The organism is Polyangium sp. 15x6 (assembly GCF_029960785.1).
Lineage (GTDB): Bacteria > Myxococcota_A > Polyangia > Polyangiales > Polyangiaceae > Polyangium.
The window spans coordinates 51060-72810 of record NZ_JASBQE010000052.1; the positions used below are offsets into that span (position 1 = coordinate 51060).

General features: G+C 69.0%; 18 protein-coding genes. 2 read left to right on the forward strand and 16 right to left on the reverse strand.

What is annotated here, in order from left to right; translation table 11 throughout:
* Positions 1 to 58 precede the first annotated feature (58 nt).
* Positions 59 to 967: a hypothetical protein gene (locus tag QHF83_RS31585; RefSeq protein WP_282421712.1), complete on the forward strand. Its 909-nt coding sequence runs from the start codon at positions 59 to 61 to the stop codon at positions 965 to 967.
* Here the strand turns inward: QHF83_RS31585 and QHF83_RS31590 are convergent.
* The 5 genes from QHF83_RS31590 to QHF83_RS31610 form a co-directional block, all read right to left on the reverse strand.
* A complete protein-coding gene (locus tag QHF83_RS31590; protein WP_282421713.1) occupies positions 964 to 1722 on the reverse strand; it encodes an ABC transporter ATP-binding protein in 759 nt (252 codons plus the stop codon). The two genes, QHF83_RS31585 and QHF83_RS31590, sit on opposite strands and share 4 nt — an antisense overlap.
* A 4-nt stretch (positions 1723 to 1726) precedes the next feature.
* Positions 1727 to 3409, reverse strand: a complete 1683-nt coding sequence (locus QHF83_RS31595; protein WP_282421714.1) for an ABC transporter permease — start codon at positions 3407 to 3409, stop codon at positions 1727 to 1729.
* An 8-nt stretch (positions 3410 to 3417) separates the two neighbouring features.
* A complete protein-coding gene (gene lysS, locus QHF83_RS31600; protein WP_282421715.1) occupies positions 3418 to 5082 on the reverse strand; it encodes a lysine--tRNA ligase in 1665 nt (554 codons plus the stop codon).
* Positions 5079 to 6225, reverse strand: a protein-coding gene (gene prfB / locus QHF83_RS31605) for a peptide chain release factor 2 (RefSeq protein WP_282421716.1) whose coding sequence is annotated in 2 segments (ribosomal slippage) — positions 5079 to 6155 and positions 6157 to 6225 — 1146 coding nt in all. Because the reading frame shifts where the segments join, the coding sequence is not laid out codon by codon here. The genes lysS and prfB overlap by 4 nt, the downstream gene beginning before the upstream one ends.
* Before the next feature lie 51 nt (positions 6226 to 6276).
* Positions 6277 to 7407: a cytochrome-c peroxidase gene (locus QHF83_RS31610; RefSeq protein ID WP_282421717.1), complete on the reverse strand. Its 1131-nt coding sequence runs from the start codon at positions 7405 to 7407 to the stop codon at positions 6277 to 6279.
* 323 nt (positions 7408 to 7730) lie between these two features.
* Here QHF83_RS31610 and QHF83_RS31615 point away from each other — a divergent pair, with 323 nt between their 5' ends.
* Positions 7731 to 9740, forward strand: coding sequence for a M48 family metalloprotease (locus QHF83_RS31615; RefSeq protein WP_282421718.1), 2010 nt, complete (start codon positions 7731 to 7733; stop codon positions 9738 to 9740).
* A 1-nt stretch (position 9741) separates the two neighbouring features.
* On the opposite strand, the gene QHF83_RS31620 is transcribed toward QHF83_RS31615, so the two are convergent.
* The 11 genes from QHF83_RS31620 to QHF83_RS31670 form a co-directional block, all read right to left on the reverse strand.
* Positions 9742 to 11226, reverse strand: a complete 1485-nt coding sequence (locus tag QHF83_RS31620) for a dihydrolipoamide acetyltransferase family protein (RefSeq protein ID WP_282421719.1) — start codon at positions 11224 to 11226, stop codon at positions 9742 to 9744.
* 1 nt (position 11227) lies between these two features.
* Positions 11228 to 12202, reverse strand: coding sequence for an alpha-ketoacid dehydrogenase subunit beta (locus QHF83_RS31625; RefSeq protein ID WP_282421720.1), 975 nt, complete (start codon positions 12200 to 12202; stop codon positions 11228 to 11230).
* A gap of 51 nt (positions 12203 to 12253) precedes the next feature.
* The gene (locus QHF83_RS31630) at positions 12254 to 13447 is read right to left on the reverse strand and encodes a thiamine pyrophosphate-dependent dehydrogenase E1 component subunit alpha (RefSeq protein WP_282421721.1); all 1194 of its coding nucleotides are present in this window, start codon (positions 13445 to 13447) and stop codon (positions 12254 to 12256) included.
* A gap of 203 nt (positions 13448 to 13650) precedes the next feature.
* Positions 13651 to 14223 carry a TerB family tellurite resistance protein gene (locus QHF83_RS31635; protein WP_282421722.1) on the reverse strand — a complete coding sequence of 191 codons (573 nt, stop codon included), beginning with the start codon at positions 14221 to 14223 and terminating at the stop codon, positions 13651 to 13653.
* 69 nt (positions 14224 to 14292) lie between these two features.
* On the reverse strand, positions 14293 to 15369 hold the full coding sequence (gene lipA / locus QHF83_RS31640) for a lipoyl synthase (protein ID WP_282421723.1): 1077 nt from the start codon (positions 15367 to 15369) through the stop codon (positions 14293 to 14295).
* 65 nt (positions 15370 to 15434) lie between these two features.
* Positions 15435 to 16544, reverse strand: a complete 1110-nt coding sequence (locus QHF83_RS31645; RefSeq protein WP_282421724.1) for an Rpn family recombination-promoting nuclease/putative transposase — start codon at positions 16542 to 16544, stop codon at positions 15435 to 15437.
* Positions 16545 to 16622: 78 nt separating this feature from the next.
* Entirely contained in the window at positions 16623 to 17627 is a 1005-nt protein-coding gene (mtnA, locus tag QHF83_RS31650; protein ID WP_348980487.1) for an S-methyl-5-thioribose-1-phosphate isomerase, read from the reverse strand.
* 89 nt (positions 17628 to 17716) lie between these two features.
* Entirely contained in the window at positions 17717 to 18037 is a 321-nt protein-coding gene (locus QHF83_RS31655) for a hypothetical protein (protein WP_282421726.1), read from the reverse strand.
* Positions 18038 to 18041: 4 nt separating this feature from the next.
* A complete protein-coding gene (locus tag QHF83_RS31660) occupies positions 18042 to 18890 on the reverse strand; it encodes an SDR family oxidoreductase (protein ID WP_282421727.1) in 849 nt (282 codons plus the stop codon).
* Between the two features lie 66 nt (positions 18891 to 18956).
* Entirely contained in the window at positions 18957 to 19793 is an 837-nt protein-coding gene (locus tag QHF83_RS31665; protein ID WP_282421728.1) for a hypothetical protein, read from the reverse strand.
* A gap of 3 nt (positions 19794 to 19796) precedes the next feature.
* Entirely contained in the window at positions 19797 to 21452 is a 1656-nt protein-coding gene (locus tag QHF83_RS31670) for a hypothetical protein (protein ID WP_282421729.1), read from the reverse strand.
* Between the last annotated feature and the right edge of the window lie 299 nt (positions 21453 to 21751).

Genomic DNA, 21751 nt, shown 5'->3' on the forward strand with positions numbered 1-21751 from the left:
CTTCGGATCCGGACGGGAGCTGTTCCCGGCCACACCTCGGGTGGAGTAAGCTCCGCCCATGCCGAAGACCCCTCCCCCGAAGCGCGGCCCGGGCCCGAAGAAGAAGCCCGGCGTCGAGCTCCCGCCCTCGCAGCGATTCGCCCCCCTCGCAATCGGTCTCGGCATCGGCATGATGTTGCTGATCACGGTGACGGCGCTGCGAAGGCGGCCCCCGCCGGCGCCCGCCGCCTCGACAGAGCCCGGCACCGAAACCCCCGCGCAGCGAAGCGAACGGCTCGCCCGCGCCTGCGAGGCCGCGCGCACGATGCTGTGGACCGGCGGCATGTGGGGCGCGATGCCGCTCGAAGGATTCACGGTGCGGCTGTGGCTCGGCCCGAAAGACGGGAAGATGGTCACGCATCCGGTGATCGAGGCCGCGGGCCAGAAGAGCAAGCTCGGCGAGGACGTGGACGCGGTGCTCGCGAAGGTGAACGACGGGTCCGTCTCGGTGGTGCGCCACGAGCCCGAGGGCGAGCTCGAAATCACTTTCTCGGAAGGGTATGCGCGGGCCTTTTTCGAGCTCGAAGGCCGCAATCGATTCATCGGCCTCGGCGAACGAATCGCGCGCGAGACGAACGCCGACGGCGCCGCGCTCTACGCCGGCTGCGCGCACCTCGACACGCGCGACGTCGGCGCCTGGTTCCACGGCAAGGACACGAAAAAGGCCGCCGCCGCCCTGGTCTACGTGATGGGTTTGCCCGGCGGCGTCCGGACGCCGAAGCACGTGCCGGCCGCGAAAGACCTGGCCACGATCCAGGCCGCCACGGCCCCGCTCGACGACAACGCGATCCTCGAAATCGTGCGCGACGACGGCGCGCGCACGGTCACGACCGACGGCGTCTCGATCACGTTCCCGTTCTCGAACCCGGTCCGCGCCGCGCAATCGAGCGCGAAGATCGCGGAGAAGCTCTCCCTGGTAAAACCCTAGGCCTCGGCCGCCGCTGCGGGCGCCGCGGGCGCCGCGCCCGCTTTTTCGCTCTCGAACGGGGATTGACCGCGACGAACGTCGCTCTCGATCCTCCCGTCGGTCACCGTCACCATCCGCGGCATCGACTCGGCGAAGCTCGGGTTGTGTGTGACGACAACGATCGTCGTTCCGTGCTTGCGATTGATCTCGAAGAAGAGGTCGTGCATCGCCTTCGAGGTGCTCGAATCGAGGTTGCCCGTCGGCTCGTCGGCGAGCAAGAGCTTCGGCGAGAGCACGAGCGCGCGCGCCAGCGCCACGCGTTGCTGCTCGCCGCCCGAGAGCTCACCGGGCCGATGCGTCACGCGGTGCGCGAGGCCGACCTCCGTGAGCAGCGCCGTCGCGGGCGCCTCCATTTCCCTGCGTGATTTGCCCTGGATCAGGCCGGGCATCATCACGTTCTCCAGCGCATTGAACTCGGGCAGGAGGTGATGGAACTGGAACACGAAGCCAATCGTGCGGTTCCGGATCGCCGCGAGGCGCGCGCTCGGCAGGCCCACGAGGTGCTCGCCCGCGAGCTTGATCTTCCCGGCCGTCGGCAAATCGAGCGTGCCGATGCAATGGAGGAGCGTGCTCTTGCCCGCGCCCGAGGGGCCGACGATCGCCACGACCTCGCCTTGATCGATGACGAGGTCGATCCCACGGAGCACGTCCAGCCGACGCCCCATGTGGACGAACGATTTTTGCAGGTTCTCGATGACGATGAGCGGCTCGCTCATGGGCTCACTCGTAACGGAGCCCGTCGACGGGCGATAGCCTCGACGCCGCGCGGGCCGGATAAAGGGTGGCGATCGTGCAGATGATGAGCGCGGCGACCGCGACCATCGCGTAGTCGCTCCCGTTCACGTTCACCGGCAATCGGTCGATGTAATACACGTCGGGATCCAACCGGACACCGAAGCGCGCGAGGCCCGAGCACGCGGCGAACGCGGTGCCCACGCCGAACACGGTGCCGATGCCGCCGATGATGACGCCTTCGAGCATGAAGATGCGCATGATCGCGCCGTCCGAGGCGCCGAGCGCCTTCAGGATCGCGATCTCCTTGCCCTTCTCGGTCACCATGAGGAGCAGCGTGCAGACGATGCAGAAGCTCGCGACCGCGATCGCGATCGAGAGGATGATGAACGTCGCGATCTTCTCCAGCTTGAGGGCGCTGAAGAGGTTCTTGTTCATCTCCACCCAGTCGCGCACGCGGAGCGGCTCCTTGCCCTCCCCCATGTCGAACTTCGCGGCCGCGGCTTGCACGAGCGGTGTCACCTCCGCGACTCGCTCGGGATCCGGCACGCGCACGTCGATCTGGCTGATGTTGTCGCCCATGCTGAAGAAGCTCTGGGCCACGTCGAGCTTGATGTACGCGTGCGTCGCGTCGTACTCGTACATCCCGCTGTAGAAGATCGCCGCGACGCGGAACCTGCGCGTCCGCGGCATCACGCCCATCGGGCCGAGCTCGCCCATCGGCGAGAGCAAGGTGATCTCGTCGCCCACGAGCACGTGCAGGCTCTTCGCGAGCTCCTTGCCGATGATCACGCCCGGCAGGATCTTCACGTCCTTGCGCAGCGCCGCCTTCACGGCCGGATCGAGGTCCGCCGAGGCGCGCAGGTCCGGCCCCTTGAAGTACGGCTCGCCCCCGGGGCCCCGGCCGATGATCGTGTCGGCCGGCAAATCCGCGAGCTTCTCCGGGTCGTCGAGCCAGTCGAAGTTGCCGACCTCGATGTTCTGCTTGAGGTCGATCACCTGCGCGATCGTGTTCGTGTCGATGCCACGCACGAGCGCGCCCGCGGTGTTCGACGCCGACGAGCCCATCGCATCGCCCGCCACGACCGGCGTCGCCGCCCCGCCCTTCGGCGCGACCGCGAGCCGGATGCCGTCGAGCTTGTCCTCCCAGTCGCCGTAGCCGCCGGGCCGCGTCACGTCGACGACGATGTGCGCGTTGTTGCCCAGGATCTTGCGCTTCAGGTCGGCGCCGAAGCCGCCCATGATGCTCGTCACGGAGCAGAGCGCGCACGAGCTCACGGCGACGCCGGCCATGCTGAGCACGCTGATCACCGTGAGAAACCCGCTCTTCGTGGCGCGCACGTGCCGCGCGCCCACGTACGAGCTGAAGCCCCGGCGCTCGAGGAGGTCGAGGATCACCGGCAAGAGCGCGGCGAGCACCGCGAGAAGGAAGATGACGCCCGTGCCGAGCGCGGAGAACCCGACGATCTCGTCCCGCAGCTTGAACGGCGCGAATCGCTCGCGCGGGGTCTTCGACGCGAAGTGCGAGAGCACGACGAAGGCGAACCCGAACAGCGATCCGAAGATCCAGCCGATGCCCCGCGGCGAACCTGCGTGCAGGCGCCGGACGCCGAGCACGGCGAGCCACACGGCCGCGAGGACGGAGAGGATGCGCAGGACGAGGAAGGGCACCTGGTCGATCAACTGCCGCTCGCCTCGGGCCGGAGGAGGGGGAAGAGAATGACGTCGCGGATCGACGCGGCGCCCGTGAGCAGCATCGTGAGCCTGTCGACGCCCATCCCGAAGCCCGCGGTCGGCGGCATGCCGTACTCGAGCGCGCGCACGTAATCGGCGTCGTAGTCCATCGTCTCCTCGGCCCCCTTGGCCTTCTTCTCCACCTGCGCCCGGAAGCGCGCGTCCTGATCCTCGGGATCGTTCAGCTCGCTGAAGGCGTTGCAGAGCTCGCGGCCGTCGACGAAGAGCTCGAACCTGTCGACGAGCGCTTCATTCCCGTCCTTCTTCCGCGCCAGCGGCGAAACCTCGAACGGGTAGTCGATGATGAACACGGGCAGGCTCTTCGAGCCGTCGTCCGTCCGGTAATCCGCGGTGAGGAAGGGCTCGGCGAGGTACTCGTAGGCGCAGAAGACGCGCTCGCCCTCGCTGTCGCACTTCTTCATGCCCGAGCGGAAGTTCGCCCAGTCGATCTCGCGCTTCTTCTCCTTGGCGGCCTTCGCCCAGGCCTTGATCGGCGCGTCGTCGTCGGCGACACGCGTGGCGACCTCGGGGGGCAAACCGGAGCGGGCGAGGGCGTTCTCGATGGCCTTCGCCATCGGGACCCGGACGAACCGCTCGAAGGACCAGGTGCGCGCCTTCGCCCAAGCCGCGTGCTCCTCGGGAACGGCCGCGGCGAGCGCCTCGTCGACGGCCCGCAGCATGGCCTCGGTCTGGTCCATGAGCGTCTCGTACGTGGCGTAGGCCTGGTAGTACTCGAGCATCGTGAACTCGGGGTTGTGCCGCGTGGAGAGCCCCTCGTTCCGGTAACAGCGCGCGATCTCGTAGACGCGCTCGAAGCCACCCACGACGAGCCGCTTCAGGTAGAGCTCCGGCGCGATGCGCATGAAGAGCTCCATGTCGAGCGTGTTGTGGTGCGTCTTGAACGGCCGGGCCGCGGCGCCGCCGATGATCGTGTGCATCGTGGGCGTCTCGACCTCGAGGAACCCTTTGCCGTCGAAGAAACGGCGCAGCGCCGAGATGATGAACGTACGCGCTCGAAAGACCGTGGCGACCTCGCGGTTCGCCACGAGGTCGACGTAGCGCATGCGGTAGCGCGCCTCGACGTCCTTGAAGCTCGTCTTCGTGGGCAGCGGGCGATAGGCCTTCGTGAGCAGGCGGAAGCTCGTCGCCTTGACGCTGAGCTCGCCCTTCTGCGTGGCCATCGCCGTGCCGCTCGCCTCGATGATGTCGCCGAGGTCGATCTCCTCGTGCAGACGCGCGTAGGCCTCGCCGAGCACGGCTTCATCGCAGTAGAGCTGCAGCTCGCCCGTGCGATCGCGGAGGCGCACGAACGAGACGCCGCCCATCTGCCGCAGGAAGAGCACCCGGCCCGCGATGCGCAGGGGCTCGGGCGTGACCTTCTCTGCGTCGTACCGGCCCGCGGCGTTTTTCGCGCCGTCGAACCGCGCACGCGCCGAGGCGAGATCCACGAGCGGCTCGCCCGACGTGACGTCGTTGGCGAACGGGTTTTCCCCGCGCCCGCGGATCTTCGTGGCCTTCTCTTTGCGAACGGCGATGAGGGTCTCCTCCGCGTGCTGCGTCGCCGCAGCAGCCGAAGAGGCCCCCTTTTTCTCCTGCTTGTCCTCGCTCACGCGTCGTCCTCTGCGACCACCTGGCCGCCCTTCTTCAGCGTGCCGCCCGCCGCGGCCATGAGGTACGCCTCGATGAACGAGTCGAGATCCCCGTCGAGCACCGCGTCCACGTTGCCCGACTCCGTCGCGGTCCGCACGTCCTTCACGAGGCGGTAGGGGGCGAGCACGTAGTTGCGAATCTGGCTGCCGAAGTTGATCGCGGTCTTCGAGGCCTGGTACGCGGCGTTCTCGGCGTCGCGCCGCGCGAGCTCGCGCTCGTAGAGCTTCGCCTTCAGCATCTTGAGCGCCATCGCTCGGTTCTGATGCTGGCTGCGTTCCGCGCGGCAGACGATGTTGATCGTCGGATCGGGAAGGTACCGGAGCCGGACTGCCGTCTCGACCTTGTTCACGTTCTGCCCGCCCTTGCCGCCGGCGCGCATCGTCGTGATCTCGATGTCCTTCTCGTTGACCTCGATCTGGATGTCGTCGCCGACATCAGGCGTGATCTCGACCGCGGCGAACGCGGTTTGTCGCGTGTGATCCGCGTTGAACGGGCTCATACGCACGAGCCGATGCACGCCGGTCTCCGAGCGCAGATAGCCGTAGGCGCCCGGCCCCGAGACGGTGAACGAGACGGCGTCGATGCCGGCCTCGTCGCCGTCCTGGTAGTCGATGATCTCCGTCTTGTAGCCGCGCCTCTCGCAGAAGCGCAGGTACATGCGGAGCAGCATCGCGGCCCAGTCCTTGGCGTCGGTGCCGCCGGCGCCCGGGTGGATGCTGACGATCGCGTTCGACTGATCGGCGGGCCCGCTCAGCATCCGTTCGAGCTCGACCTTGCGCAGGCGCCCATCGAGCTCGACGACCTGCTTCTCGCAGTCGACGATCGCGGCGTCGTCGTTCTCGGCGGCCGCGAGCTCCAGGTACTCGGCGGCGTCGTCGATCGCGCGGCCGAGCGTCTGCGCGACCTCGAGCTTCTGCTCGACGTCCGCGCGCTTTCGCAACGTGGCCTGCGCCTTCGTTTGATCGTTCCAGAAACCAGGCTCGAGCGACTTTTGCGTCAGCTCGGCGAGCATGCGGGACAGCTTGGGGACGTCAAAGATGCCCCCTTAGCGCCGCATAGCGCCTTTTAAGGTCTTCGATTTTCTCGCGGGTCTCGGACAGCATGGGCGGCGGTTTATTCGATTTCCGCCGCCCACGCTAGGGGGGACGAGCCGATCACGTGGGATCGGCGCCGGGCGTCTTCTCGCCGTTCGCGGGCAGCTCGGGCTTCTTGATGTACTCCTGCGGGATCTCGCCCGTCAGCGATTTCAAGAAGGCCACGATGTCCGCGACGTCCGCGTCGGACAGCTCCTTGCCGAGCTGGTGGTAGGCCATCGCCTGCACCGCCGTCTCGAGCCGATCGTAGGCGCCGTCGTGGAACCACGGGCCCGTCTCCGCCACGTTGCGCAGCGTCGGGACCCGGAAGACCATCTTGTCCTCTTCCTTCTTCGTGACCTCGTAGCGGCCGAGATCCTTCTGGTTCGGGTACGCCTTGATCAGGCCGAGCTTCTGGAAGCTCGATCCGCCGAGCGCGCTGCCGCTGTGGCACGAGGTGCAGCCGTTCTGCACGAACTTCGTCAGGCCCGCGCGCTCCTGATCCGAAAGCGCGCCCTTGTCGCCGGCCATGTACTTGTCGAAGCGCGACGGCGTCACGAGCTGCCGCTCGAACGCGCCGATCGCCTTCGCCAGGTTGTCGTACGAGATCGGCTCCTTGTCGTCGGGGAAGGCCTTCTTGAAGGCGTCCTCGTAGCCCGGGATCGACTCGAGCACCGCGACGACGCTGGCCTCGTCCTTCATGGCCATCTCGACCGGGTTCAGGATCGGGCCCTTGGCCTGATCTTCGAGCGTGCCCGCGCGGCCGTCCCAGAACTGCGCGACGTACCCGCCGGCGTTGTACACGGTGGGCGCGTTGCGGCCGCCGAGCTGGCCTTTGTGGCCCTTCGAGACCTTCGTGCCGTCGACGCCGAACTTGTCGAGCAGGTGGCACGAGTTGCACGAGAGGTCCTGGTTCTTCGAGAGCCGCGTGTCGTAGTAGAGCTGGCGGCCGAGAGCGACCTTCTCGGGCGTGATCGGGTTCGTGTCGGCCTCGCCGCTCTTCGCCTCGTACTTGGCGGGCAGCGTGCCGAAGTTGTTCTTCATGTCCGCGAGGTCGAGCTCCGCGAGCTTCGCGGCCTCTGCGGAGGCGTTCGCCCCCTTCTTCTTCTGCTGGAACGGGAGCGGCGTGGCCTCACGCTCGCCGCAGCCGGCGACGCCTGCGAACGCCGCGGCAGAGATCAAGAGCAGTGGCAGGAACGGGCGGAAGCGCATCGGTGACGTGTCTCCTCGCAACACGGGAGCCCAGATTGCGTACGAGGGGGCTCCTCGGCGCTTCGTCTTAGGTGACAACCCCCGGCGGCGTCAACGATCGGCTGCCAAGACGACGGATCGAACAAAAGGTGCCCCAACGGAAGCAGGAGCCCGACCGTCGGTCGGGCTCGCCCGCCGCAGCGGAACCATCGGGTTCGCAATGCCGTGGCCCGGTCGGGTAGGATGCGGAAGATCGGGGAGGAGGCACCGTGGGAGGGATGCAGCATACGTGGGGGAAACGTGCGTCGCGGTTTGGAGGAGCGTTGCTCCTCGCCCTCGCAGGCATGCTCACCTCCGCGGACGGGAAGGCCGCTGACGAGACGGCCTTCGAGCGGGAGCTCGCCGAGCAGATCCAGAAGCTCGATCCCGAGGCGGCGACGCTGTTTGCCGAGGCAAACGCGGCGCGCGAGCGCGGCGATCTCGCGGCTGCCGCGGAGCTCTACGAGAAGGTGCGCGCGCGTGTGCCGAAGTTCTCGGCCGCGACGCGAAGGCTCTGCACGGTGAAGCTCCACCAGGGCGCGCGGGACGAGGCCGTCGCGCTCTGCCGCAAGGCGCTCGCGACCGAGGACGTGGCCGAGAACAAGGCCTCCCTGGCGCAGGCGCTCCTGATGCGGCCGCAAGGCACGACGCCGAACATGTCCGAGGCGCGAGAAGCGTTCGAGCTCGCGAGCTCGGCCGCGGCGCGAAAACCCGACGACAAGTTCGCCCAGCTCCTCGTCTGCGAGTCCGCGCTCCAGAACAGCCGCTTCGATCAGCTACGGAACTGCTCTCGCGCGCTCGAGCGCATCGCCCCGGAGTTCGCTCCGACGTACCTCTACGCGTCGATGGTCGACGCGTCCGAGGGCAAACTCGGCGGGGCCATCGAGAAGCTCGATCGCGCGAAATCGCTGGGCCTCGACGACCAGACGTACACGTCGCTCAAGGGCCAGTACGAGGAGGCGATGCCGTTCTACGAGCGCTACGGCACGACGCTCCTCTACGGCTTCCTCGGGTGGCTCGCGGGGCTCGCCGCGCTGCTCGGGCTCGGGGGGCTGCTCAGCACGCTGACGCTGCGCGCGGCGTCGGCCGTCCCGAAGTCGGCGGACGAGAACGCGACGGGCGCGGACAAATGGCTGCGGCGCGTCTACGGCGTCGTGCTCTGGGCCTGCTGCGCCTACTACTACATCAGCCTCCCGATCGTGATGTCGCTCGTGCTCGTCGCGGGCGGCGGCATCATTTACGGCTTCGTCGCGATCGGTCGGATCCCCGTGAAGCTCGTGGCGATCGTCGCGATCTTCACGCTCGTGTCGCTCTGGGCGATGCTGAAAAGCATCTTCTTCCGGCGGCAGGAGAGCGAACCCGGCGACAAACTCGACCTCGCCGAGCACCCGAAGCTCCGCGCCGTGCTCGAAGAGGTGGCCGGGCGCATCGGCACGCGTCCGGTCGACAACGTGTACATGACGCCGACGACGGACGTGGGCGTCTTCGAGCGCGGGGGCCTGCTCCGGCAGCTCGCGGGGCGCACGGAGCGTTGCCTCGTGCTCGGCGCGGGCGTGCTCGACGGTTTCTCGATCAGCGCGTTCAAGGCCGTCCTGGCGCACGAGTACGGGCATTTCCACAACGAGGACACGGCCGGCGGCGGCTTCGCGCTGGCCGTGCGGCGAAGCGTGTTCACGATGGCGCTCTCGCTCGCGCAGGGCGGAGCCGCGGCCTGGTACAACCCGGCGTGGCTGTTCGTGAGCGGCTTCCACAAGATCTTCCTGCGGATCTCGCAGGGCGCCTCGCGCTTGCAGGAGGTGCTCGCGGACCGATGGGCGGCCTTCGCGTACGGCGCGGAGGCGTTCACCGAGGGCCTCACGCACGTGATCGATCGATCGATCCGCTTCGACGTGCACACACAGGCCGCGCTCTCGGAGGTGATCCAGGAGAAGCGCGCGCTCGCGAACCTCTACCGCTACCGCGTGCGCGGAAAAACCCCGGAGGAGGCCGAGATCGAGAAGGCGATCGACGAGGCGATCCACGCCGAGCCCTCGCCCTACGACAGCCACCCGAAGCCCGCGGATCGTTTCGCCTGGGTGAACGCGCTGCCGAAGCGCGCGATCGAGGGCTCGCCCGACGACACGCTGGAGGTCTGGGCGCTGTTCGGAGACCGCGCGAAGATCGAGAAGCAGATGACGCAGAAGATCCGCGAGGCCGTGGCGATGAACCACGGCGTGATCATCCCCGCGGGCAAACCGAAGGCGAAGAAGGACGCAGCCGAAGAGGAGACGGACGAGGCGGAGGAGCAGGCCCCGGAGGCAGCCGGGGCCGCTTGACTCACGCCATTTCGAGGAAGAGGCGATCCGGGTTCTCGAGGTACCCGATGATCTCGTAGGCGAACGCCGCGCCGACGTGGCCGTCGATGATGCGGTGGTCGAAGGACAAACTCACCAGCATCACGTCGCCGATCACGATCTGACCGTCGCGCACCACCGGCTTCTGCTTCATCTGGTGGATGCCGAGGATCGCGACCTCGGGGAAGTTCAGGATCGGCGTCGCGAAAAGGCCGCCCTGCGCTCCGAGCGAGGTGATCGTGAAGGTGGAGTTCCCGAGGTCCTCGGACCGGACCTTGCCGGCCTTCGTGTCGTCGCCGAGGCGCTGGATGTCCCGAGCGATGTCGAGGATGCTCTTCCGATCGGCGCGACGCACGACAGGCACGATGAGGCCCGCGTCGGTGGCCGACGCGATGCCGATGTCGTAGTAGCGGCGCTGCACGATCTCCTGCGTGGTCTCGTCGAAGGCGCTGTTCAGCGAGGGGTGCTTCTTCAGCGCGGCGACGACGGCCTTCACGAAGAACGGCAAGAACGTGAGCTTCACGTTTGCCTTGTCCGCCGCGGGCTTCAGGCGCGCGCGGAGCTCCTTCAGCGCCGTGACGTCGCACTCCTCGACGAACGTGAAGTGCGCCGCGGTGTGCTTCGAGCGGCTCATCTGCTCGAAGATCCGCCTGCGCACGCCGCGCAGCGGGGTCCGCTCTTCCAGCGACTCCTCGCCGGCCGGAGGCGGCGGGACCCGCACGGGCGCGGGGGCCTTCGCCGTGACCGGGGCAGACGCGGCCGCGGGGTGCGGCTCGCCGGCCGCGATGGGCTTCGGCAGAGGCGCGGACGCCGTCGGAAGCGACTCCGGCACGTGCGCGGTCACGGCCGTGTGCATCGCGAGAGGCACCGGCGTGGGCGTCGCGCTCGCGCCGCGGACGTCGTCCTTCGTGACCCGACCGCTCGGACCCGTGGGCGCGACCCGACGCAGATCCACGCCGAGATCCCGCGCGAGCTTGCGCGTGGCCGGCGTGGCGAGGGGTTTGTCGTTGTAGTACGCGGCCACGGGCGCCGCCGTGATGCCGTTCGTCGTGTGCGAGGAGCCGAGCGGCATGAGGTTCATGCCGGGCAGGTCCTCCTTGATGTCGCCGACCGCGGTCGCGGCCGGGCCATCGTTCTTCGCCGCCTGGGGCGTGCTCGCCGCCGTCGGCTCGGCCGCTGCGGCGGGCGCGAGCGCAACCGCGGGCGCGGCCGCGGATTTGCCTTCGCCGTCGAGGTCGAACACGACGAGCACCGAGTGCACGGCGACGACCTGGCCCTCCTTGGCGCGCGTCTCCAGGATCTTGCCGGCCTTCGGCGCGGTGATCGTGACGGTCGCCTTGTCCGTCATCACCTCGACCATCGGCTGGTCTTCCTTGACGATGTCACCCGGCGCGACGAGCCACTTGACGATCTCGCCTTCGGTGACGCCCTCGCCGATGTCGGGCAGCTTGAACTCGAAGCTTGCCATCTCAGTACCTCGCGGTCTCGATGATCGCCGGCAGGATGCGGTGGGAGAGCGGCAGGTACTCCATCTCGAGCGTGTACGGGAAGGGCGTGTCGAAGCCGGTCACGCGCTTCGGCGGCGCCTCGAGGTGGAGGAAGGCCTTCTCGTTGATGAGCGAGACGATCTCGGCGCCGAGCCCGCAGCTCTTCGGCGCCTCGTGCACCACGACCACGCGGCCCGTCTTCTTCACCGACGTGATGATCGTCTCGATGTCGAGCGGCCAGAGCGTGCGCAGGTCGATGACCTCGCAGTCGATGCCCTGCGCCGCCGCCTGGTTCGCCGCGTCGAGCGCCTCGTAGAGCATCGCTCCCCAGACGACGATCGTGACGTGCTGCCCCTTGCGCACGACGCTGGCCTTGCCGAGCGGGACCGTGTGATCGCCCTCGGGGACGTCACCCTTCGCCGCGCGGTAGATGCGCTTCGGCTCGAAGAAGAGGACCGGATCCGGGTCGCGGATCGAGGCGAGGAGCAGGCCCTTCGCGTCCGCCGGGTTCGACGGACAAACCACCTTGAGGCCCGCGACGTGGATGAACTGCGCCTCGGGCGACTGCGAGTGGTAGTGGCCGCCGCGGATGCCGCCGCCCGTGGGCGTGCGGATGACGAGCTTCGCCGGATACTCGCCGCCCGAGCGATAGCGGTACTTCGCCAGCTCGGAGACGATCTGATCGTACGCGGGGAAGATGAAGTCGGAGAACTGGATCTCGGGGACCGGGACCAGGCCGTAGAGGGCCATGCCGATCGCCGTGCCGATGATGCCACCCTCGGACAGCGGGGTGTCGATCACGCGGTCGTCGCCGAACTCGTCGAAGAGGCCCTGCGTGACGCGGAAGACGCCGCCGACCTTCCCGACGTCCTCGCCGAGGACGACGACGCGACTATCGCGCCGCATCTCGTGGCGGAGGGCGTCGTTGATGGCCTGGACCATGTTCATCTGAGGCATCGTGCTATCTCTCCGTGACCTTCTCGAAAGGAGGGCGGGTTTCCCCGAGGATCAGTGGCCGTGCCCCTTGGCGCGCGGGCCGCGCAGAAGCTCGTCCCGCTGCTCTTGCAGGTGCCAGGGCAGCTCGCCGTAGACGTCTTCGAAGAGCGACTCGAGCGCGGGCGCCTGGGTCTTCTCGGCGACCGCGATCGCAGCCTTGAGCTCGGCGTCGAGCTCGGCCTCGAGCTCCTTGTCCTGCGCGTCGGTCCAGCCGATCGTGCGCTCGATGTACCGGCGCAGGCGCGGGATCGGGTCGAGGCGACGCCAGGAATCGAGGCCCGCTTCGGGCCGGTACGCCTTGGGATCGTCGCTCGTCGAGTGGCCTTCGAGCCGGTAGGTGAGCGCCTCGATGATCGTCGGGCCTTCACCCCGCGCAGCGCGGGCGACCGCGTCGCGCGTCACCTTGACGACGGCGAAGAGGTCGTTGCCGTCGCAACGAACGCCCGGGACGCCGTAGGCGATGCCCTTCTGCGCGAAGGTCTCGCTCGCGGTCTGCCGCTCGGTCGGCACGCTGATGGCCCAGCCGTTGTTGCGGCAGAAGAAGACCGTCGGGGCCTTGAAGACGCCCGCGAAGTTCATGCCGTTGTGGAACTCGTTCGAACTCGTGGCGCCGTCGCCGAAGTACACGAGGACCGCCGTGTCCTCCTTGCGGATCTTCGCGGCCCAGGCAAACCCGACGGCCTGCGTGATCTGGGTGCCGATCGGCGAGCTCACCGAGCCGAACTTGCCGCTCTTCCACGTGTAGTGGTCCGGCATCTGGCGACCCTTCACGGGGTCGTTCGCGTTGCCGAACATGTTGTCGACGTACCGCTGGAGCGGCATCCCACGCCAGAGCGCCGCGGCGAACTCGCGGTAGCACGGGAAGATCCAGTCGTTCTGCCGCATGGCGAAGGCGCTGCCGAGGATGCTCGCCTCCTCGCCCTTGCAGCCGATGTGGAAGCCGATACGCCCCTGCCGCTGAAGGAGGACGAGGCGCTCGTCGAGCAAGCGCGCGCGCACCATCGCGCGGAAGAGAGTGAGCACCTCGTCGCTGCGAAGACCAGGATCGTTCGCCGGATCGAGGGTGCCGTCGTCGCGGAGAACACGCACGACATCAGGCGCGTGCGCGTCGAGCGGATGCCGCGCGACCGGGTGGGCGGAGCCTTCCATGCTGCCCCCCGAGGCAGTGGAGGCGAGGCTCGATGCGGGTTGGGTGGCAGTGCTCATGATGGCGCCCGGACCGTAGTCAAAGGGCGACAGAATGGCCAGGGGCCAAGCGCAGATCACGCCATTTTACAACACGCCGCGTCGTGATTGCTGCATGCGCGAAGAGCCCGCAGAACAGCCGGCAATCATTGCGCGAATTCATGCTGCACCTGCAGCATGACGGACACGCGCGAGAAGAGGCGCGCACGTCCGAGTGTCACGCTTCAGACGGTGCCGAGCGCTTCGCTGGCTTCCGCGATCGCAGCGTCGACCGCCGTCGCGCCGAGCGAGAAGCGCAGCGCGAGACGATCGAGGAGCGCACGCTCGGAAGGCCGGATGCCGCCCGACGCGCGCGCCATGATCGCCGCGATGCGCAGGACCTCACGCTGATGATCCCGATGCGTGATCATCTGAGCGATGTGCGCGACGCGCTCCTCTTCGCTCTCGCGTTGTTGCGCGGAGGTGAGCTCGCCGAAGAGGGCCTCGATCTGCTCGGCCGAGACCTTGCCGTCGCAGCCGATGCCGATGATCGCGCGGAGCACGGCGTCCTCGGTCGACGAGAGCGGGCCATCGGAAGTGGCCACGAGGTACGCGCTCTCGACCGTGCCCTCGAAGAGCGCAGCCGCCGCCGGATCGAAGCCGGAAGGGGCCGTGGCCTCGTCCCCGATGGGGGCGCTCTGCGCGAGGCGCGCCGCTTGCGCCAGGATCGAGTGCTGCACGCCGCGCGGAGCGTTCGGCCCAGGCCGTGCGATGCACTGCGTGACGCGCTCGAGGAACTTCTCGTCAGGGGAGCTCATGCCGGGGTCCTTCCCTCGAAGCCCCTTTTCACACACTCCGGACGAAACGCCAAGCCCCGCGCTCAACCGTCACCGACGTACGAGCGACGCCGCGGGAACGAGGCCCACAGCCTCACTCCGTGCGCCGAGGGGGATCTCGACGCTCGAAGGAGAGCCGAGCTCCAGGGCGACGCGCGCCGCCTCCCGACGCGCGACATCGAGCCGCGCATCGAGCTCGGCCTGCACGTCGCCGCCCTCGCCGCCCTTGCCCCGCAAGAGGCTGCGCAGGAACACCTCGGCCGCGCGGTAGCTCGACCGAACGAGCGGGCCGGACGCGGCGTAGAGAAACCCCATCGCGAGGGCCTCTTCCTCGTACCGCGCGAAGGTCTCCGGCGGGACGAAGCGCAGGACCTCGTGGTGCTTGGGCGTGGGCCGGAGGTACTGGCCGATGGTGACGACGTCGACGCCGACGCCGCGGAGCTCCCGCATGGTCTCGACGACCTCGTCATCCGTCTCGCCGACGCCGACCATGATGGAGCTCTTCGTGAGCTGTCCCTCGATGCCCTGCGCCCGCGCGCGCGCCTTGGCCCGCTCGAGGACGGCGAGGGACTGGTCGTAGCTCGATCGGACGTCACGCACGGTGCGCGTGAGGCGACGGATGGTCTCGACGTTGTGCGCGAAGACGTCGGGCCGGGCGTCGACGACGGTGTCGACGGCGGAGAGATGTCCGCAGAAATCCCCGACGAGGGTCTCGACGAGGATGTCGGGGCGGAGCGACTTCAAGCGCTGGACGGTGCGGCCGACGTGCTCGGCGCCGCCGTCGAGGAGGTCGTCACGGTTGACCATGGTCATGACGACGTACTGGAGATCGAGCCGCGCAATCGCGCGCGCGACGTGCTCGGGCTCGCGGGTGTCGACGGCGCCGCGCGGGTTGCCGGTGGTGACGGCGCAGAAGCGGCAGCCGCGGGTGCAAACGTCGCCGAGGAGCATCACCGTCGCCGTGCCCTCGCGCCAGCACTCGCCCACGTTGGGGCAACGCGCTTCCTCGCAGACGGTGTGGAGATCGAGCTCGCGGAAGGTCTGCTTGAGGTGATGGTAGGTGTCGCCGCCCGGCGCGCGGACTTTGAGCCAGGGGGGCTTGGGGGCAAAGCGGGAAGCGGCGGTCATGGGGGAAGGTTCTGGTGCCGTGGAGTCGGGGTGGCAAGGGACTCGCGCAGTCCGCGAGCGTGCAGTCATGCGGGGCTGCGCCGAACACGCGCGCGGGTCTTCGGAGCGCGTGGGGCAGAGCGCGGAGCAGAGCGCGGGGCGGGGGGCGGGGATGGCGCCGCGCGGCGAACCTCGCCGAACACCTCGTCCAGGGTCTCGGCCGTGAGCAGACGGATGCCCCAGCGGCTGAGCGTGGCCTCGTCCGCGTCGGCGATCTTCGCGCGGGCGGAGGCCGGCAGGGCCCCGAACCGCGCCGTGAGGAGCTTCCGCAAGAGCCGCGCCTGCCCTTCCGTGCGGCCCTCGACGCGCCCCTCCATGCGCCCCCGCTCCTCGACCTTGTCCAGCCAGGTGATGATCACGTCTCGCACCTCCGGCCCCGTCGCACTCTCCAGGATCTCGCCGACCCTCTCCGCACCGATGCGCTGGTGCGTGGCTGCAAGATACCGCAGCAACACGCCGAGCGCAGCAAGGCCGTCCTTCGCCAGCAGCACCTCGTCGAGCGCCTGCCCGATCCGCTCGATCTCCCGCTCGAACCGAGCGTCGTCACCCGCCACGGACAGACACCACAGCACGACCTGACCGAGCGCCGTGAGCGCCCGCTCCACGAGATCCGCCGCGCGCCCACCGCCGAGGTCGATCAGCCGGAGCTCGAACCGCGGGACGAACGGCAGGAGGACAGGACGAACCGACGCGTCCATCGGCACGAGATCCTGGAAGGCCGTCGCCGCCGTCCAGCCCGCCTCGCTGTGATGCACGACGATGGGGATGATCGGCGGGAGCTCCTTCAAACCGGGTTCGTCACGGACGAGCTGCTCCCAGAGGCGAAACATGTAGACGCCCATGCGAAAGACCATGAGCGGCTCGACGTCGCGCTGCTGCTCGACGAGGGCGTGGAAGTAGACGGTTTTCCCGCGGATGCGCACCGAGAACACGAGATCGCCGTGGCGGTGGCGGAGCGCGCGGTCGACGAAGGTGCCCTGTTCGAGCCGCAAGGTGCCCCAGTCGATCGCGGCCGAGAGCGCCTTCGGCAGGGCAGCCCGGAGCAAGCCGATGGCGTGCTCGCGCTGGGAAAATGCCCACTTGAAGAGCGCGTCGTGCGGCTGGGGCAAGGGATCCGGACGGCGCGGCTTGGGCATGCCCGGGACGTTTGTCCCGGGATCCCCCGGACGAACAAGTTTTACGAGATGAACGGGGGCCAAACCGGACGAAACGGCTTATGCCCCGCCCACCTCCCCCGCCCGCGCAATCTCCCCCGCGGCAAACTCTCCCCGCTCCGTGAAGATCGCCGTGATCAGCTCGGCCGGCGTCACGTCGAACGCCGGATGCCGCGCCGGCACGCCTTCCGGCACCAGCACCGCGCCTCCCACACGGACCACCTCGTCCCGGCTGCGCTCCTCGAGAGGGATGTGATCGCCGTCCAGCGTCGCGAGGTCGACCGTGCTCCACGGCGCGGCCACGTAAAACGGCACGCCGTGGTGCTTCGCCAGGCAGGCGAGCCCGTACGTGCCGATCTTGTTCGCGATGTCCCCGTTCCGCGCGATGCGGTCCGCGCCCACCACGATCGCCGTGACCTCGCCTCGCCGCAGGAAATACCCCGCCATCGAGTCCGTGATCACCTCGACCGGGATGCCGTCCTGCGACAGCTCCCACGCCGTCAGACGCGCGCCCTGCAGGTACGGCCGCGTCTCGTCCGCCAGCACCCGCACGCGCTTGCCCGCCTCCGCCGCCGCGCGAATCACGCCGAGCGCCGTGCCATAACCGCCCGTCGCCAGCGCACCCGCGTTGCAATGGGTCAGGATCGTCGCGCCGTCCGGGATCCGCGCCGCTCCGACGCGACCCATCTGCCGGCACGCTTCGCGGTCCTCCACGTGAATCCGCCGCGCGAGCACCGCGAGCTCCGACACGCGCGCATCGGGCGGGTCGTTCGCGTGTGCCTCGGCCGAGACGAGCATGCGCGAAACCGCCCAGGAGAGGTTCACCGCCGTCGGCCGCGCCGCCACCAGCATGCTCGCCGCACCACGCAGGCCGGCGACGTACCGCTCTCCCGCCGCCGGACGCAGCGCGCGCGCAGCGAGCACCATGCCGTAGGCCGCCGCGATCCCGATTGCCGGCGCGCCTCGCACGACCATCGCGCGGATCGCCTCCGCGACCTCCTCGGCCGAGCGCAGGGTCACGTAGACCTCGCGCGCCGGGAGATCCCGCTGGTCGAGCAGGAACACGCGATCGCAGCTCTCCGCGAGCTCGGCCGCCGAGTAGCCCGCGCCCGAGAGCGCCGGGGCCGGATACCAAGGCGGAGGCGCTACCGTGGTCACGAGTGCCCTCCGTGCCCGTTCTTCGGGCCCTCCGCCGCGCGGGCGAGCTCGAGGCGACCCCGGATCTCCTCCGCCACCATGGCGAAATCCTCGGCTGCCTCCGCCTTCTTTCCCTCGAGGTAGTCCCGGAGCCCCTCGATCGCCGTGAGCGCGATGCTCGCGTTCACGCCCTTCTGCGACAGGGCCTCGATCACGTCGCCGTTCTTCAGGAGATCCTCGAGATCGTCGAACACGCTCGCGATCTCCCGGGTCGGATCCACCGCGAAGGTGGAGCCCGATCCGATCGTTCGGTCGTCGTCATCGTCGCTCGAAGACATGGCCTTACTTCTTCTTGTCGACGGTCTCGGTCGTCGTCGGGAGCGCCGAGAACGGGAAATGCGGCGGCTCGTGGCCAGGCGCGCACTGGTACTTCGAGAAATCCGTGACGCCCTCGCTGCGCAAGAGCTCCTCGTCGATCCAGGCCTTGCCCGGCCGCGCCGAGGGCTCCTTCGTGATCAACGCGAGCGTCGCGTCCGCGAGGATGTCCGCCTTGCGCCAGAACTCCGGCCCGCCAAGGCCGAAGTTGATGGTCGCGTAGCTCTCGATCGCCGTCGCCGGCCAGAGCGCGTTCGCCGTCACGTTGTGCGCCTTCGCCTCTTCCGCGATCCCCAGCGCGATCATCGTCATGCCGAACTTGGAGACCGCGTAGGCCCCATGGTGCGCGATGCCGTTCACGTCCACCGGCGGCGACATCATCACGATGTGCCCCCACTTGCGCTCGATCATGTGCGGCAACGCGGCGCGCGCGAGCGTGAACGAGGCGCGGACGTTGATGCCCATCACGAGGTCGAACTTCTTCACCGGCGTCCCGAGGACGTCCGCCCACCAGAGCGCGCCCGCGTTGTTCACGAGCACGTCGAGCCGGCCGAAATGCGCCGCCGCCTGCGCGACCGCCGCCTCGCACGCCTCCGCGTCGCGCACGTCGAGCTTGATCGGCAGGGCCCGGCGGCCGAGCGCCTCGACCTCCTTGGCCACGCTGTGGATCGTCCCCGGAAGCCGGGGATTCGCCTCGACCTCCGACTTCGCCGCGATGACGACGTCGGCGCCCTCCCGCGCACAAGCGAGCGCGACCGCCCTGCCAATGCCCCGCGAGGCGCCCGTGATGAAGACAACCCTGTTCTCGAGCCGCATGGCGGGTTCCATACTGCACGCTGGCACCCTCCGCGACGGATTTCGTCGCGCCGAGGGTCCGCGCCGTCAACGCCGCCCCTTGCTCCGCTTTCGCGTGCCGGAGACGATACGAGCCGCGTCGCGGGGAGGCTTCTTGCTCGCCTCCAAGAGACCCGCGATCCGCGCGGCCTCCGCGTTTTTCAGCCCTCCCCGGCGCAGCGCCGTGATGGCCTGCGATACGACCTCGCGCGTCTCCGGGCGCTTCGAAGACGTTTTCGCTTCGAGCCACGCGACGACCTCGGGGAAGCGCGCCGCGAACACCGCGACCTCGGCCGGCATCGCCTCGCGCAACGTGCGCAGGCCCTGCGATCGCTCCGCCGCGCGCGGCGAGACGTCGGCGAGCATGAACGCCTCGTCGAGCCGCGCGATCACCTCCTCCGGCCCACGCAGCCGATCGAGGACCTCGCGATCCGCGAGCGCATCGAGCACCACGTGCGCGTGGAAGTAGCCGTCGGTCCAGGTCGCGAGCTCGCGCAGCGTCTCCTCGCCCTTCACGAGGAGCACCTCCCGCAGCGCGGAGACGATGCCCATCCGGACGAGGTGCCGCGGCTCGTCCGCGAGGTCGTGCAGCGTGCCCATGGCGCCGCGCGCGTCGAGCCCCACGATGGCCCGCTGGGCGAGCGCGTGCGCTGCCACGATCACCGGATACTCGCCGGGCGCGGCGAGCAGCGCGCGAACGAGCGCGTCCGCCTTGCCTCGACGTGACGCGATCGCGATGCCCGCCGTGCGGGCGAACTCGAGGTTCGGGCGCGTGCCGGGGAGATTCGAGTGCCGATCGAGCACGTCGAGGAGGCCACGCAGAGGGCCACCCGCGAGAACCTGATCGAGGGCCGCGTCGAGCTTGCTGGGTTGTACTTCGGGCATTCTTCAGAATCCGATGGTGGCGCCTAGCTCGGGCGTCAGCACGAACGTGACCACGGGGAGCGTCACGTTCGCGCGCAGGCCGACGCTGATCGCGACCCGCTCGAGGGGCGCATACTGGAGTCCGCCGCCGATCGCGAGAAATCCCTGCCCTGCTTGCTTGTAGGCCTTCAAGGTCTGGATCCGCGGCTCGACGTACGTCCCCTCGTAGGTCGGGTTGCCGGGCCTCGTGCACGGGCTGTTCTGGTCGGACGGGTTCGCCGCGCCGCAAGCGGCGCCGTCCTCGAGGACCTCGACGTTGACGGGCGTGTCGATCTGCGCGAGCCCGGCCGCGGCGAAGACGAACGGGCGCGCGCCGAGGCTGGCGAAGGGGGTCTTGCCGATGAAGTAGCTGCCGCGCAGCTCCGCGTGCACCGGCAAGAAGCTCGCGTCCGCGGCGCTCGACGTGCGGAACGCGAAGCCGAGGCGCACGCCCGCCAGGATGTTGTCCAGGAACAATCGGTCGTAGCCAGCCACGACGCGGATCGTGGAGAGCGCGAGGCCCGCGGATACGTCGTTCGCGACGCCGGGCGTGGGCGCGCCGAGGTACCGGCTGCCGTCGCTGCGCACGCACACGAAGTGATCACGCTCCTGCACGTCGACCGAGCAGACGTCCTTGCCCGAGAAGATCGAGACGTCCGGCGCGATCGTGATCGAGACCCAGTTCTTCCGCGGGCCCGTGTCCTTCGGCTCCTCGCCGCCGCCCGTGGGCTTCTGCGTGCACTCGCCGGCGACGCACGAATAACCCGCGTTGCACTGGTTGTCGTCGAGGCACTGCTTCGGCCCCGACTCGACCTTCACGCAGCGCTCGGGCGGCGCGAAGCCGGGCCAGCTCGGCGGCTCGCCCTCGATGCGCGCCTTGATCGCCGTGCGGAGAGGTTGTGCGCGCGAACCCGCGCCCGTCACGATCGCGCCGTCCGCGTCGGTGATCGTGATGTAATAGTCGAGGTTGCCTTCCTTCGTGACGTCGGTGCACGGCACGTTGATGCCGAAGCCGAACTCGCCGACCTTCTTCATCACGAGCGTCTTCCAGTCGCTCGCGCCCGGGGCGAGGTAGTTGACCGCGACCTTCTTCGCGTCCTGGATCAGCTCGGGAGCGAGCCGCACGTAGAGCGGCAGCGGCGTGTCGACGCGCTGCTCGGACGGCGTCGTGTGCGTCATGCCCTGGCCCGAAGGCGCGGGTTGTCCCCCCACGGAAGGCCCGGGCGCGCCGTCGAGCTTGAGCTGCTTGCGCGCGTTCTCGTAGGCGTACTTCACCTCGCCCGAGCTCATGTCCTCGTCGGGCTTCGCCGCCTTGTCGAGGGAGAGCGCCTCGACGAACACCTCGCGCGCGTCCTCGAGCTGCTTCTTGCCGCCCGCGAGCACCACGCCGAGCGCCACGAGCGCCCGCGCCTTCACGCTCGGCGTGCACTTGTCCACGCCGCACGCGTCGATCGCCGTACGGAGTCGCTTTTCAGCCTGGTCGAACTTCGTCTCCAGGTAGTCGACATCCATCGCCTGCGTGATGGCCTTCTCGGCCTGCGCGTCCTTCGGCGCCGCCGCGCGCGCGGGCAAGGCGCAGAGGAGCGGAGAGCCGAACGCGAGCACAAGCAGGGCACGGTGTACGAGACCCGAAGGACGCATCGGGCGAACTCTACCTTAACGGCGCGTGCGGCCGGAAGAACTCGGACGAGGTGGGGGTCGGGGAGGCTTGCCCCGCTACTCTCCTTTCGAGTCCTCCACCACCGGTGGTTGGGCAGGGGGCGGCTCGCCCCAACGTCGGGCATTGGCGTCGATGACTTCCTGCATGGAGCGCTCCTTGTACTTCTTGGAGGGCGGCCCCGCCGGGTGGTCTGCACCGACAGTGGTTGGACAGCACCCCGCCGGGCCGACGATCGCCGCCCCCCACCCCGCCACGATCACGAAACCGAGGGCCCACGCTC

Coding starts and splice junctions, on each gene's coding strand:
- QHF83_RS31585 (WP_282421712.1), top strand. CDS start 59: ATGCCGAAGACCCCTCCCCCGAAGCGCGGCCCGGGCCCGAAGAAGAAG.
- QHF83_RS31590 (WP_282421713.1), bottom strand. CDS start 1,722: ATGAGCGAGCCGCTCATCGTCATCGAGAACCTGCAAAAATCGTTCGTC.
- QHF83_RS31610 (WP_282421717.1), bottom strand. CDS start 7,407: ATGCGCTTCCGCCCGTTCCTGCCACTGCTCTTGATCTCTGCCGCGGCG.
- QHF83_RS31615 (WP_282421718.1), top strand. CDS start 7,731: ATGCTCACCTCCGCGGACGGGAAGGCCGCTGACGAGACGGCCTTCGAG.
- QHF83_RS31620 (WP_282421719.1), bottom strand. CDS start 11,226: ATGGCAAGCTTCGAGTTCAAGCTGCCCGACATCGGCGAGGGCGTCACC.
- QHF83_RS31625 (WP_282421720.1), bottom strand. CDS start 12,202: ATGCCTCAGATGAACATGGTCCAGGCCATCAACGACGCCCTCCGCCAC.
- QHF83_RS31630 (WP_282421721.1), bottom strand. CDS start 13,447: ATGAGCACTGCCACCCAACCCGCATCGAGCCTCGCCTCCACTGCCTCG.
- QHF83_RS31635 (WP_282421722.1), bottom strand. CDS start 14,223: ATGAGCTCCCCTGACGAGAAGTTCCTCGAGCGCGTCACGCAGTGCATC.
- lipA (WP_282421723.1), bottom strand. CDS start 15,369: ATGACCGCCGCTTCCCGCTTTGCCCCCAAGCCCCCCTGGCTCAAAGTC.
- QHF83_RS31645 (WP_282421724.1), bottom strand. CDS start 16,544: ATGCCCAAGCCGCGCCGTCCGGATCCCTTGCCCCAGCCGCACGACGCG.
- QHF83_RS31655 (WP_282421726.1), bottom strand. CDS start 18,037: ATGTCTTCGAGCGACGATGACGACGACCGAACGATCGGATCGGGCTCC.
- QHF83_RS31660 (WP_282421727.1), bottom strand. CDS start 18,890: ATGCGGCTCGAGAACAGGGTTGTCTTCATCACGGGCGCCTCGCGGGGC.
- QHF83_RS31665 (WP_282421728.1), bottom strand. CDS start 19,793: ATGCCCGAAGTACAACCCAGCAAGCTCGACGCGGCCCTCGATCAGGTT.
- QHF83_RS31670 (WP_282421729.1), bottom strand. CDS start 21,452: ATGCGTCCTTCGGGTCTCGTACACCGTGCCCTGCTTGTGCTCGCGTTC.